Genomic DNA, 12,600 nt, shown 5'->3' on the forward strand with positions numbered 1-12,600 from the left:
GTATATTAGTCTATATAGGGATACAGACAGCCTTACGGCATTACATACCGATATTCGTATCATGCCCAATTTGCTCGGTAGGAATATCCAGTTTGTAAATTTGGTATATGGAAAGCCGCTCTTTTTCTTCGAAGAAAAGAATATTACTGTATTTATATATAAATGGAAACTAAATAATATTAAAGTCAGGTGCGAGATCCATTTTTATATGGACAAGGTGTTTTTCGTTAATCATAATTATCAATCTCAGACCGGGCCGGAAAGGGATTTTGTCATTAACTCCATATTAAAAAAGTATTTGACTCCTGCAGGTACCTATGATTTAGCGGACAAAAAAATCATGGATAGAAATCATAACATGATAGTAGTTAGTGAACTTATGGGCCTGAAAATTAATTATTTCAGCACAAAAAGTTCCGAATGGTTCAAAAAAATGTCGTCAGAAATTGAAGATAAAATACAAGTACGTAAAACACTCGATCAATTAAAAGAGCGGCGGTTTTTGGCCCATATTTAACCACAGTTCTAATAACGGGTTTGCCGGCAACCTGCACGGTTTTCCTTGGTATTACCCCTTTACACCATCAAATTGTTGAATATAGTATTGCGGTTTTAAATACCGTGTATATTAAAGTGTATCTAATTACGCGGGCATTAATAGCGTCATGTTGATTGTTTGTTTTGGGCATCATGTAGTTTGGAAACTACATGCATAGGGTTCGTCCCCGACCTCGAACTACAGGAATTGATTTTTCTTTTTTACTTTCGCAAAAAATTATTCTGAATGAAGGAGCAACTACTTACGTTAATTACCGCATCCCAACAAGGATCGGTGCTGTTTAGCGAAGTTATAAAATTGATTGAAACGTATTACAATCATCAACCAACGGCCTTTAAAAATGGTGATGTTTACAACCAGGCTACACAAAACCAGGGGAGTGCAAAAGTTTTTGCCTGCGCCAAACTCAACAACTTAAGCGCAGCAGACACACTCTATTTATTTGCCGAGCATTACCAGTCGGTATTGGCTAATCCCGACGCAACAGACCATCAAAATATAAGGCAGTTTATGGCCCATGGCTGGCCTGGCGTTGTTTTTGAAGGCGAGGCGCTGACCGCGAGATAATAGCGGTTTAGGTCTTGGGTTTACTTAAATACCCGATAGGGGGATTTTTGAACGCCGAGTAACTAACAATAGTACGGTGAAAATACCGACCATAAGCATAATGGTTCGAAGTCGAGATCGAACAGCGGGGGGTAATAATATTTATTTGTAATAAGCTACCACTGATTTGCTGCTTAAATTAGTATCACTTCCAGGCTGATCATAATAAAACCGGGCCTCATTAAATCCATCCGCCTGGTAAAGTCCAAATTGTTCTAACAGCAATGCGCTCAGATCTACAGACGATACCCCTAAGTACTTGGAAAAATCAGGGAGTTTAACAGGTGTAAGATAGCCCGCTGCTGGCGAGAATAAACTAAGTTGCAGATATTTGTTAGAAGTAAGATCGGTAAAATTAGCAAAGTAATAATCGGAGGTGCCTGTAATTGATGGTTTGAAATTAGCCATTGATGTTCCCGGCTTTAAAAACGAGGGATCAAAAGTATTGATCCTGGTGGGGATGCCGGCTTGTACTTGTTTAATGGAATAGTATAAGTCACCTATTCTGTAATTGGCAACTGTGGTATACTGCTGAAAAGGTTCATTGGGGTAATAAAAGTCGAGCTGGTTTGAACTGCTGCTGATGCGGCCAAAAGCATATGTGTTATCTGATGATTTATCTTGTTTAGCATAAACACTCAAATAAAAACTGTCGCCTGGTGCGGTATAGGTTTTTATAATTGGCAAACTGGTTACTTTGCTGAGATCAAGGTTATAGTCTGTTGTTCCGGCTGGTATTGTAAAGAAATTGTAGGTCACCTTGTTGTTTTTTAACATTTGTACCCATAGTTTGCCTTTATTCGAACATTGTATTGGTGGCAAAGAGCTACTATCGGCCGGAGTATTAATTTCTGCCCGACCCATATCAGTGCTTATTTCTAATTTATCAAACCCAGATGCGTTTTTTAAATGCAACTTTAGCGTTGAGAAAGGCGGAGTAGTATAAGTTCGGGTATTAACGTATACACTTCCCTTTTTTACCTGCAGGTAACCGATGATATTGGGGACTGTGTGTATGTCATCCGAAATTCTTATCTCATAAAAATTAAAACGGTCTTTAGTAAATGGTTCTGTTGTTGAAAGTTTAAAAGATTTTGTGCCGGGTATATATTTCGTTTCAGCTAATATCTTTCCGGTTTCATCTGTAGCAACCAAATAAGCAGTGCTGCCTGCATAGCCACCTATTATATTCAACGTGAGCAGTGTGCTTGACACTACAGACACATCGTTATAGGCAAACGGACTAAAAACAACCTGCAACGTGCCTTTATTGGCCACTACTGCCATGTTGTATTGGTTAAGTGTAACGATGCTTAACCGTTTGCTAACCAGCTGACCGGTTTCTTTTGAAACAAAGGAGATAGCGCCTTGAACCCCGTTTTTTATATAGAGGTAATAGAAACCGTTACTAAGGCCGAGTTTATAAACAGCTGGTCCGGCATCTGCCTTAAATGTCGGAATGGCTTTATCTTTAATAAATTTCTGATCTATCGTTATCAGTCCGTCGTTACTGGTAACGGTTAATGAAACAGCCTCTTTGTTATCAACCGTATATGATTTAACCTGTCCTTTAAAACGCAAAAAGGTATCGGCAACGGCCGAAGGGTTTCCAGCAGATATATTTATATCATATTTACCCTTATCAACTATTTTGGCGTAAGTAGCAATATTTTTAAGATCGGTGCTGTCCTTTACACGGGAGGCAACAGAATCCTTTGCATCTTTTAAATCAAATTCGAGCACCAAGTCACCCCCTACAACGTTTTTCCAGGTACTGTTAATAAATGTAGGGTAGCTGATATCTTTAATGGTTATCTGGGGCGTAACCGGTACAGGATCCGTGGTTGAATCGTGTTTTGCACACCCGGAAAATATAAAGAGTATGGCTGTTATTAAAGGAAAATATTTTTTCATTTCGATAAGGTTTCCACTAAAACTTAATTTAGGTTGTTGTTTTTAAAGGCATATGTGTGCTTAACCACCGAGCCGGTTTTAGTTACAATTGCTGTTAAATTGTATTGGTTATTTGCAGCTACAGTTACGTTGGCAATAAAAAGATCGCCGCTACTGGCTTCGGTAAATGTTACCTTGCCTGCCTTTGATCCCGAAACGTAAATAAAATAATAGTCATTGGCTACACCTAAATTATACGTTGTGTTTGTTCCGGCCGGGATAAATGTTGGTACGGTGGTGCTATCTATAAGTTTTTTGCTTATGGTAATAACACCATCGGTAGTAGTGGCCTGCATATTAATGGCAACATCTTTATTTATCACTACATTTGTAGCAAGCGCGTTAAATCTTATAAAGGTATCAGCTACCGCTGTGCTTTTTGTTTTTAATGATACATCATAAGTACCTGAAATTACCGGTTTGGTATAAGTGGACAACTTACTAAGGTCCAGGCTATCTGTTAATGAAGACACGGTTAACGTATCGGTGTTTTTTGCCGCGAAACCTATACTGGCCCGCCCGCCTAAAACTTGTTGCCAGGTACTGCTTATAACAGCGTTTATAGCCAGCTTGAACGAAACTTTAAATGTTTTAGAATTTACGGGCGTTTCAGTATGATTTTTAGAGCAGCCGCTACAAATAATAGCTGAAGCAAAAATTGCAGTTATAATTTTTTTCACTTGTGACGGTTTAAATTATCGGAGTTAGGGGTTTAGCCATATTCCGATGCCAATTTAATAAATATTTGGAAATTTTAATAGCAGCGAAATGACTATTCCGAAATCTTTATTTATAATAGACGGGGTGGTTTTTATGATTAGTAGTTAATACACCTGCCTTTATATTCTTAATAACACCAACATATTATTAAAAATAAATATGGCGGTTTGCATTGATAAAATATTTACATATTATTATCTTTAGCTTATTAATAAACCAAATATCTTGTCCTATGAAAACAATAAGAATATTGTTGTTGGCAGTACTGCTGCCTTTTGTTGTCGATGCGCAAACGGCGCAATCCAAAAAAACATACAAACACTTAGCCGGTTCAGGGAGGGAACATCACAAAAACGACAGCCTTGTACGCGGCGTTTCGTTTAGTGTTTTTGTAGCCTCGGTTGCCGATTTTGCCGACAGCACCAAAAAGCCGCTTGCTCAAACTGCCTGGCAATTATGGAAAGACGAAAAATGGGCCGAACTGGAGCAGTTTTTCAGCACAAACAACCTCAATGGCGGCTGGCCCCCAAACCGTGGCGCGCTGTCGTTAAAAATAATTACGCTGCAGGGCGGCCAGTTGGTTGACCGCTATGGAGGTTATTACGATGCCGATAGTGTTTTCCAGGACAAGGGCACCTTTGTATCATTTGTAGGTGTGCCGTTGCCGCAACGCGCTTTACCCGATAAAAGCTTGCAATCGCCATACAGGGTTTATAAACTTGTAAAGCCTATTGACAGTGTAAAAAGAGGTCAGATTATCCCCTGGTTTAATAAGCCCGGTTTAGGTATCCAGTATGAATTACCTTATAATATCAACGATCTGAAAAAAGGAGGCTATATTGCCGAACAAAAAGATAAAGAACGGCCCCAAAAATGATAAGCAATTATAAAAAGGCAAAGTCGCTCATATTTGATGGCCCCGAACAGGAGATACTGCACAAAACATTCAATTTGAGCCGTGAAACCGGCCTGATCACCGCCATAAAACTGAACGACTTTGCCAATAATACCCTCGAAGAGCTACAAGGCGCTATCAGTGCCGCCGACTTTGAATTCATTAAAAAAACCGGAGCTTTTGTTACCGATGGCGGCTTCCTGAACCTATACAAGGGCAGCAATAACCTCAGGCTGTATTATCATAAAAAAGGTAATATTATAGTTGTTTTTGCCTACGGTGAATTTCAACCCGGCCGTTATATGCTTTACCTGGAAGGCTTTTGGATAGTTGATTAGCTATCGAATCCGTTGTTAGAGTTGTTTCCATAGGTGTTCGGAAGATTAAAAAAGCGGGGGATGTGCGATTCCTTCCTTGGGGAAGGAGGAGGAAGGGGTTTTACGGGTGATAGGACCGCTGCTATTCAAGCGTAAAAGTCTGGTATAGAAACACCTCCCGCTGTTCGTCGGAGGCTTCAGCTGGGAGAATGAAATGATCTTATCCAAAGTTTCCTATCTTACATGGCCTAAATTAATCAGAGATGAACGCTACCAACCATAACCTAATAGTTGCCTCAAACCTGGTGAGAGCATCTGCGTTTATTAGCGCGGTTGCCTATTTTATAGTTAAGCCTAAGCCAGGAATGCTCGAAGAACTCCTCGTTCTTGTCCTCACTATTCTTATCGCACATTTAATACGAAAAGGATACAGATGGACCAAGTGGGGGTTGCTCTTTCTATCAATAATATCTGTTCCCCTGTATATCATAAGTCTATTTGTGCTGAAGAAAAATGTGCTGTCAGAATTACCTAATATCGTTATAAGCCTGTTAGAAACAGGAGCTGTTATATACTTGTTTTTGCCTTATAGGGAGCTTGATTATGATGAAAGTGAAGCATAGGCGACAGTAACGGATGTGACGGCTTACTTCACAGCTAAAATTATCATGATGGCTCATAGTGGTTCGAAGTCGGAGACTTCGAACAGCGGAGGAAGCTAAGAATAGTAGTAATTATGTTCCCCGGGTAACTTGTAGATTTTTTTGCTTTGTTCGAGCTTTAGTATTTCGGTCTCTATGAACTGTTTGGTATAATTTTTTTTATACTTTGTTTGAGAGTCGGCGAATYTCCATAGCCTCCAGGTATCAAAGCCATCGATACGATCATCTTCCCCAAAGTCAAAGTCAATAGTTTTATCGTTTAATTCTACGGCCAGTCCTAACCCGTGAAAGGAATATTTGGCAGTTGGGCCTATTTTACCGGTCTGAGGATAAATTCCTTCCTGCCATGCACACAGGAGATCTTTCCTGCTGTATTTCTTGTAGAATAATTCAACTACTTCTTTGACAGAGTTCTGAAAATCTTTTATCAATCTCTCAATGTCGGCCATATAAATTAATTCTAAGATTTGAGGGATTGTGCTGAGTGTAAATATAGTTGATCGACTTGTATTTATGTGAGAAAATCATCGCTTGTTCTAAATCAGGATCATTATAAGTGACAATTTGTTGATGATCCCGTTTTTCAAAAAGGCTTTAATAGCCACTGTTATCATGTAAAGTTGTTACGGTTATAATCGGGTGTTAGATGCAATATCCAGGCTTAGGCTGGTGCGGTGAAAACACCGACCAGAGGTTAGCGGAATGATTCAGTTGCTGGTTATTCGCTGAAAACTTGTAGGCGGATAGCCGGTCCAGCGCTTGAAACTTCGCGTAAACGCACTGAGTTCATTGTAACCAAGCATATATGATATTTCTTTAACCGAATAATCCCCTGTTTGTAGATAGTCTGTTGCAATAGATTTCTTAACCTCATCCGCCAGTTGTTGGAAGCTTATGCCGCCATCTTTAAGTTTTCTTTGCAAGGTACGTGCGCTGCTATTGAAATTCGAGGCGACGTCATCCAGTGACGGTACACCTAAATATGAGTTGGCAATCATATAGTCGTAAATGCGGCTTTTCAAAGTTTTTGAATTTTCATTCATTTGCAAAGCCTTGCTACTAATTTGTAAGAGAAACTGTTGCATATCGTAATTAGCAGTTATAATTTCCAGATTCCAATATGCTTTATCAAAGGTTATTCTATTTGATGTTGCGTCTGCAATCGTTTTACAACGCATCACTCTATCATATTCAGACTTATATTTAATCGGTCGGGCGATGGATACTTCCAGGGGATGCAATTTACGCATTACCAGTCCATCAAGTTCATGTATTACAAAGACCATCAGAAAATCCAACACCTGTGTAATAGACGAAATCTGTTGCCAATCGGTAATTTCTGATTTAAATTCTATAGAAAATGTTTCATTTTGTTGCTCAATAGCTAAAACGAAGGCGGTGGTTATCAGTGGTGTAAATGATGCTGCAATGGTTAATGCACTACCAACATTGTCGCTGGTTTTTATAAGTTCCCCGACAATTCCAAGGGCAGAAAGCTGAAGCGATTCACCAAAATGAAGACCAAATAAATCATCTTTACTTATATGGACTGCATTAATCCACACATCTTTTATCTGCTTCTCAGTAAGTGGTTGTTCATCATTTCTTAACTGGCTCATTGAAATATTCGCAAGCCGGCATAAATCATCAGGTGAACATTCCCTTTGTGCCAAGTAGCCTAATAATCCGATTATCAATTTTTTTTGTTGGTCAGCCATAGTACAGATAAAATTACTATCCCTAAGATTCTCGAACAAATTTTGGCGTAAAATGGTAAGCCTTTTTCTTTTAATGGTAATTCCTGGAAGGTTCAATATCTGATCTTTGAAAATATTAAATCACTAAACTTCATAAATTGTCATGGAAAACAACACAAAACAAGTAGTAGTAAATTTTTTAAACGCAGTTCAGGCTGTCGACTTGGGACAACTGGAAACTTTATTACACCCTGAAATACAGTGGAAGCAACCAGGTAATAATCAATTGTCTGGTGTAAAAAATAACCGCGATGAAGTATTTCAGATGGTTGGGAAGATGTTTGAATTATCAAACAATACCATAAAATTAAATGAGTACAATTCTATTTCCGTAAATGGCGACAAAGTAGCCTGTGTACTTCACTGGCAGGCTCAAAATTCCCTGAAGTTGCTGAATGTAATAAACATTGATCTCTACACTGTTAAGAATGGCCAGATTCATCAAGCTKAAATTTTTACCGAAGACGAGGAGCAGGAAGATGATTTTTGGGGCAAGTAAAATCAATGCGGTATAAATTTGCAGTTCTTCAGGGCGTTTTGTTGAATCTAACAGAATTCATATAAATTATATCCTGCAAGAACTGCAAATTATCATACTCACTACCCTGTTCAACACTATACATATCCTTCCATCAATAATATAGCATTTAATCATATTTCAGCTACGCCAATCCCTATAAATAATGGCCATCGAAAATTAATTTTATATATTTTGTCACAAACGGTCAAGAGGCAACTCTTCCGGTAAATATTATGAAACAAAAAATTCAGTTCAAAAGCGAAGGATTAACTCTGGTCGGCGATCTTTATATGCCAGAAGCTTATGATCAATCGAAAAAATGCCCGGCAATTTAGTGGGCGGCACCATCTTGGCGCAAGTCTTGTGATGTGGAATAGCGCGCCGGCTGACTTGTGACCCAGTTATAAATTGGCAATCTCCTAATCCTATAAATCAAGGTTCAGGCAAGAAACGCATTCGCACACCGGCTTTGCAAACATTGCTAATTCTGCATTGTTGTTTCCATATGAAAAAGAGAACGATGCCCATAGAGCCGGATGAAATGCCGGTTACKCCCGAAAGGCCGGAAATACGGCAACCAACCGATCCGGGTGAGCCACAGGTACCCGAAGAAGGACCCGAAAATATACCGCAGGAAGTGCCGCCGGCAGAAAAACCCGAAATCAGTACACCTGATACTACACCTCCGCCAGAAAAGTAAATAGTTAGCCTGGTTTTTATACCCGGCTGGTCGAAATGTCTCACCTTAGAGGCTGTCTAAAAATAAAAAAACAAAYCGTCATTGCGAGGAGGTACCAGGAAAATCCTGGAAAAAATGGGGATGACGTGTTTGCTTTGCGAGTAGTGGGCCGGTCACCCTGAGCCTGTCGAAGGGTAGCGCGCAGAGGCCTTCACCCGCTATGCTTCGACAAGCTCAGCATGACAGCCCTTTTTTAACAATCATTCTACCTCCCACAACGAGGAGCATCTTTAAAAGTATATTGATAATCAATCGCTTACAGACACGTCATTATAAGGTACGAAGCAATGACGGTTTGTAAATTGCTGATTATTAGCGCTATTTTTAATATAATCTATGTCATTGCGAGGCACGAAGCAATCGCATGCTATACAGAGCGGACCTGCACCGTTCGCGATTGCCGCGCTGCGCTCGCAATGACATGGGTGTTTTGAGGCCCGAAACCCAGCCTCACAATGACGATAATGTTTGTAAGCCTTACTGTCCCGCCTTTTTCAAACTATCTGCTTTTGCCTTCTTCGCCTTATCCTTAAAAAAACCTTTCAGGAAAAAGTTGTGTTGTACCGCTTCCAGGTCGTCGTTGAGTTTGATGGAGCTTTGTTGCAGGTAGTTTAGGGTGGTTTGTACCTGTACTGCGCCTTTGGGGTCGTTAAGTAATACACCAATGGCGTTATCTGTTCTGTTCAGCTTGTCGCTGGCTTTGTTGAGGTTATTGGTTAGGGTTGATGCATTGTTGGCGGCGCTTTGCAATTGGTTTACCGCCTGCCTTATTTTGTTGAAGGTAGCGGTATCGGTAAGCAGGTTATCGGCAAGACCACCTTTGGTATTCATTTTATTGCTGAAATGATTAAGCTGTACGGCCATTTGGGCCGCGCTTTGGGTAGCTGCCTGTAAGTTAAGCATCGAGGCGCGTAACTGGTTGGCCATGGTATTATCGGCCATTAAAGCGCCAACGGTACCTTTACCGGCCAGTATCTGGCGACTCAGGGCTTTAAAATCGGTGGTTATGGCAAGCAGGTTCTGGTTGTTTTCCTGCAGTGTTTTCAGCAGATCATCGGTCGACAGCATTTTTTCGGCTTGTAGCACATCACCATCCTGCACCTCGGGCGCCTGCGGACTGCCGCCATCTATCACAATGATCTTATTACCTATTAAACCATCCGAGCTGATTTTAGCCTGGGCATTGCGGTGGATGTATTGCTGGGAGGCTTCGTCGATATTCATAAAAACCTGCACTTCGGAGGGGCCTACAAATTTAACCGCGCTGATGGTGCCTACCTTAACGCCCGAGAACCACACGTTGTTGCCCTTTTTTAGCCCCGCAACATCGCTAAAAACCGAGCTGAGCTTTATGTTTTTTACAAAAGACTTTTGCTGGCCGCCAAGGGTGAATACGCCAAGTATAAACAGGATTAAGCCTAAGGCTAAAAATATGCCTACTATAATTGCTTTTTTATTTTCTGATGAATCCATGATAATGGTATAATGTCTTTTTTTTACTGTATAAAGTTGTAATCAAAAAAAGGTTTAACCCGGCTATCGTCGGTATTAAATACTTCTTTGAAGGTGCCTGTACGCTGAAAGCGCCCGTCTAAGAGCATCGCTATGCGGTCGCCGGTTTGTTTGGCGCAGGTTAAATCGTGTGTTATAATGATGGATGATGTGTTGAAACGTTCCTGTACTTCGTTAATCAGGTCGTTGATCTCGATGCAGGTAATCGGGTCAAGACCGGCGGTGGGCTCATCATACAGCATAATCTCGGGCTTAAGGATCAGCGTGCGCGCTATCCCGATCCGCTTACGCTGCCCGCCCGAAAGCTCGGACGGCATCTGGTTAATGGTTTGCGACAGGCCTACAGCATCAAGCACTGTTTCAACCGCGGTGTTGATCTCCTGGCGGGTAATGCCCTTGCGGTTGCGTACCAGCGGAAACTCCAGGTTTTTGCGTACCGTCATACTATCGTACAAGGCGCTGTTTTGAAAAGAGAAGCCTATCCTGATGCGCAGCGCCTGTAATTCTTCTTCGCTGATGTGGGCCAGGTTATGGCCCAGTACATTAACCTCGCCTTTATCGGGACTTAGCAAGCCGGATATGATCTTGATCAAAACAGATTTTCCAGAACCCGACCGGCCCAGCACCACCAGGTTTTCTCCCTGGTACAGGTCAAGGTCGATACCGCGCAAAACGGCGTAATCCTCAAAGGCTTTTTCGAGTCCCCTTACGCTGATAACCGGGTTGTTGTGGTCTGCTTTTACTATTTTCTTCTCCATATCTCCCTGTAATTAACGGAACCAGCTGGTTATCTGTACTATAATAATCTCTTCAATAAATACCAGGAACATGGCGGTTACCACGGCTCCGTTGGCGGCCTTGCCCACACCCTCGGTTCCTTTGCTGGAGTTAAAGCCCTGGTAGCAGCCCACTATGCCAATGGTAAACCCAAATACAATGGATTTTACAAGCGATGCCACAAAATCGGTATAAGTTAATGGATCAAATACTTCCTGTATAAACGTGCTCCAGGTAGTGCCCTCGTTTTGGTTTACATTTAAAAACCCGCCAACTATAGCAATAAAGCCGGTATAGGTTGATAAAATGGGGATTGTAAGCGTAGTGGCCAGCACCCGGGTACACACCAAAAATTTAAAAGGTTTGGTGCCCGATACTTCCATGGCGTCTATTTGCTCGGTTACACGCATGGAGCCCAGCTCGGCGCCAATGCTTGAGCCAACTTTACCCGATGCTATCAATGCAGTTACCAAAGGAGCCAACGCCCGCATAATGGCTATAGAAACCAATGACGGCAGCCACGACTGAGCCCCAAATTGTGAAAGCGACGGTCTTGATTGCTTGGTAAATATAACCCCTACAATAAAGCCGGTTACGGTTATTAATGTAAATGAGCGTACACCTACTTCAAAACATTGTTTCATTACTTCTTTAAGCTCAAAAGGCGGCATAAACGCCTCCCTGAAAAAGCGGAGAATGAACTGGTTAATACGGTACAGGCTGATAAAAAAATCGGTAACACTTTGCCTGAGTTTCGACCTTTTTTTTATTACTGCCGGTGTGCTTTCTGCTGTATCCATTAAATATGGGGTAGTAGTTTTTGATTCTTTTTTGTTATGGTTAATCTACAACAATTATTCACTATTTGTTTGCTGTGAATATATTATAGGACATAATGTTAAATTGTTATGACCAATGCTTTATGCGCTGCCTAATAGCATCAATTAAGTGCCTGCCTTTACCCCGCATAATTGTGTACTTTAAGTACTGACCATTTGGGTTAAAAGTTAAAATTTTATTTTAGGTGCAAACCTAAATGTTACAATTTATATGAGCGTTAATTAAGTGTAAAAATTTGTCGCATAAATGACTACTTTTTATAGATTTTTCTCGATTTTTCTATGATTTTTCTCATTTTTTTGATGTTTTATATACACATAAATTGCCTGGAAAATAGCTGCTTTTTATGGTGATCTGGCAGATAAGTTGATGAGATACACTGAAGAAAATTATTCAAAATTTACAAAAATGATGGATAGTTGATATTTGTTTGTTAAATTCGTATCAATATTTTCTTCTATTTAAACCTGTACAATTTATGCCTGCAAGTAATGTGATGCGCGAAATAACGCCGCTCACCCCCAGCGATTGCTTTACCATTTTTTCGAGAGCTAAAAAAAAGTTCGATTTCCCGCTGCATTACCATGATGAGTATGAGCTTAACCTGGTTATTAATGCCAAAGGCGCCAGGCGTGTGGTAGGCGGCCATATTGAGGTGATTGATGATGTGGAGCTGGCCCTGGTGGGCCCTAATTTGTACCATGCCTGGTTTACGCACCAATGCCAGAGCGAGGAGATTACGG

At 40.8% G+C, this 12,600-nt stretch carries 15 protein-coding genes; 8 read left to right on the forward strand and 7 right to left on the reverse strand.

Annotated elements, in window-relative coordinates:
* Together AC1DPZ_RS13815 and AC1DPZ_RS13820 are read left to right on the forward strand one after the other, a co-directional pair.
* Positions 1 to 517, forward strand: a 517-nt coding sequence (locus tag AC1DPZ_RS13815) for a hypothetical protein (protein ID WP_477404267.1), incomplete at its 5' end; no start/stop codon positions are given.
* Between the two features lie 267 nt (positions 518 to 784).
* Positions 785 to 1,126: a HopJ type III effector protein gene (locus tag AC1DPZ_RS13820; RefSeq protein WP_477404269.1), complete on the forward strand. Its 342-nt coding sequence runs from the start codon at positions 785 to 787 to the stop codon at positions 1,124 to 1,126.
* Between the two features lie 141 nt (positions 1,127 to 1,267).
* Here AC1DPZ_RS13820 and AC1DPZ_RS13825 read toward each other — a convergent pair whose 3' ends face one another.
* Both AC1DPZ_RS13825 and AC1DPZ_RS13830 read right to left on the reverse strand, forming a co-directional pair.
* The gene (locus AC1DPZ_RS13825) at positions 1,268 to 3,079 is read right to left on the reverse strand and encodes a hypothetical protein (RefSeq protein ID WP_477404271.1); all 1,812 of its coding nucleotides are present in this window, start codon (positions 3,077 to 3,079) and stop codon (positions 1,268 to 1,270) included.
* A gap of 23 nt (positions 3,080 to 3,102) precedes the next feature.
* The gene (locus AC1DPZ_RS13830) at positions 3,103 to 3,798 is read right to left on the reverse strand and encodes a hypothetical protein (RefSeq protein ID WP_477404273.1); all 696 of its coding nucleotides are present in this window, start codon (positions 3,796 to 3,798) and stop codon (positions 3,103 to 3,105) included.
* A gap of 272 nt (positions 3,799 to 4,070) precedes the next feature.
* On the opposite strand from AC1DPZ_RS13830, the gene AC1DPZ_RS13835 reads away from it, so the two are divergent.
* The 3 genes from AC1DPZ_RS13835 (at position 4,071) to AC1DPZ_RS13845 (ending at position 5,673) form a co-directional block, all read left to right on the forward strand.
* Positions 4,071 to 4,715 (forward strand): TNT domain-containing protein, encoded by a 645-nt coding sequence (locus AC1DPZ_RS13835; protein WP_477404275.1) that lies wholly within the window; start codon positions 4,071 to 4,073, stop codon positions 4,713 to 4,715.
* Entirely contained in the window at positions 4,712 to 5,071 is a 360-nt protein-coding gene (locus AC1DPZ_RS13840) for a hypothetical protein (RefSeq protein ID WP_477404277.1), read from the forward strand. The genes AC1DPZ_RS13835 and AC1DPZ_RS13840 overlap by 4 nt, the downstream gene beginning before the upstream one ends.
* 242 nt (positions 5,072 to 5,313) lie before the next feature.
* Positions 5,314 to 5,673, forward strand: coding sequence for a hypothetical protein (locus tag AC1DPZ_RS13845; protein ID WP_477404279.1), 360 nt, complete (start codon positions 5,314 to 5,316; stop codon positions 5,671 to 5,673).
* 95 nt (positions 5,674 to 5,768) lie between these two features.
* On the opposite strand, the gene AC1DPZ_RS13850 is transcribed toward AC1DPZ_RS13845, so the two are convergent.
* Positions 5,769 to 6,161 (reverse strand): DUF6896 domain-containing protein, encoded by a 393-nt coding sequence (locus tag AC1DPZ_RS13850; protein WP_477404281.1) that lies wholly within the window; start codon positions 6,159 to 6,161, stop codon positions 5,769 to 5,771.
* 258 nt (positions 6,162 to 6,419) lie between these two features.
* Positions 6,420 to 7,430 (reverse strand): AraC family transcriptional regulator, encoded by a 1,011-nt coding sequence (locus AC1DPZ_RS13855; protein ID WP_477404283.1) that lies wholly within the window; start codon positions 7,428 to 7,430, stop codon positions 6,420 to 6,422.
* 142 nt (positions 7,431 to 7,572) lie between these two features.
* Between AC1DPZ_RS13855 and AC1DPZ_RS13860 the strand changes: the two genes are divergently transcribed.
* Together AC1DPZ_RS13860 and AC1DPZ_RS13865 are read left to right on the forward strand one after the other, a co-directional pair.
* Positions 7,573 to 7,968 (forward strand): nuclear transport factor 2 family protein, encoded by a 396-nt coding sequence (locus AC1DPZ_RS13860; protein ID WP_477404285.1) that lies wholly within the window; start codon positions 7,573 to 7,575, stop codon positions 7,966 to 7,968.
* Positions 7,969 to 8,494: 526 nt separating this feature from the next.
* Positions 8,495 to 8,689 carry a hypothetical protein gene (locus AC1DPZ_RS13865; protein ID WP_477404287.1) on the forward strand — a complete coding sequence of 65 codons (195 nt, stop codon included), beginning with the start codon at positions 8,495 to 8,497 and terminating at the stop codon, positions 8,687 to 8,689.
* Between the two features lie 516 nt (positions 8,690 to 9,205).
* On the opposite strand, the gene AC1DPZ_RS13870 is transcribed toward AC1DPZ_RS13865, so the two are convergent.
* The 3 genes from AC1DPZ_RS13870 to AC1DPZ_RS13880 are packed head-to-tail and all read right to left on the reverse strand — an operon-like array spanning position 9,206 to position 11,817.
* On the reverse strand, positions 9,206 to 10,201 hold the full coding sequence (locus AC1DPZ_RS13870; protein ID WP_477404289.1) for an MlaD family protein: 996 nt from the start codon (positions 10,199 to 10,201) through the stop codon (positions 9,206 to 9,208).
* Positions 10,202 to 10,224: 23 nt separating this feature from the next.
* Positions 10,225 to 10,998, reverse strand: coding sequence for an ABC transporter ATP-binding protein (locus tag AC1DPZ_RS13875; RefSeq protein ID WP_477404291.1), 774 nt, complete (start codon positions 10,996 to 10,998; stop codon positions 10,225 to 10,227).
* A 12-nt stretch (positions 10,999 to 11,010) separates the two neighbouring features.
* Positions 11,011 to 11,817, reverse strand: a complete 807-nt coding sequence (locus AC1DPZ_RS13880) for an MlaE family ABC transporter permease (protein ID WP_477404293.1) — start codon at positions 11,815 to 11,817, stop codon at positions 11,011 to 11,013.
* 518 nt (positions 11,818 to 12,335) lie between these two features.
* Between AC1DPZ_RS13880 and AC1DPZ_RS13885 the strand changes: the two genes are divergently transcribed.
* On the forward strand, positions 12,336 to 12,600 hold a 265-nt coding region (locus AC1DPZ_RS13885; protein WP_477404295.1), incomplete at its 3' end, for a cupin domain-containing protein.

Source organism: Mucilaginibacter sp. P4_G9 (assembly GCF_056400985.1).

What these genes read in the sequence shown, in the direction of transcription:
- AC1DPZ_RS13820 (WP_477404269.1), top strand. Translation starts at nt 785, where the DNA reads ATGAAGGAGCAACTACTTACGTTAATTACCGCATCCCAACAAGGATCG.
- AC1DPZ_RS13825 (WP_477404271.1), bottom strand. Translation starts at nt 3,079, where the DNA reads ATGAAAAAATATTTTCCTTTAATAACAGCCATACTCTTTATATTTTCC.
- AC1DPZ_RS13835 (WP_477404275.1), top strand. Translation starts at nt 4,071, where the DNA reads ATGAAAACAATAAGAATATTGTTGTTGGCAGTACTGCTGCCTTTTGTT.
- AC1DPZ_RS13840 (WP_477404277.1), top strand. Translation starts at nt 4,712, where the DNA reads ATGATAAGCAATTATAAAAAGGCAAAGTCGCTCATATTTGATGGCCCC.
- AC1DPZ_RS13845 (WP_477404279.1), top strand. Translation starts at nt 5,314, where the DNA reads ATGAACGCTACCAACCATAACCTAATAGTTGCCTCAAACCTGGTGAGA.
- AC1DPZ_RS13855 (WP_477404283.1), bottom strand. Translation starts at nt 7,430, where the DNA reads ATGGCTGACCAACAAAAAAAATTGATAATCGGATTATTAGGCTACTTG.
- AC1DPZ_RS13870 (WP_477404289.1), bottom strand. Translation starts at nt 10,201, where the DNA reads ATGGATTCATCAGAAAATAAAAAAGCAATTATAGTAGGCATATTTTTA.
- AC1DPZ_RS13875 (WP_477404291.1), bottom strand. Translation starts at nt 10,998, where the DNA reads ATGGAGAAGAAAATAGTAAAAGCAGACCACAACAACCCGGTTATCAGC.
- AC1DPZ_RS13880 (WP_477404293.1), bottom strand. Translation starts at nt 11,817, where the DNA reads ATGGATACAGCAGAAAGCACACCGGCAGTAATAAAAAAAAGGTCGAAA.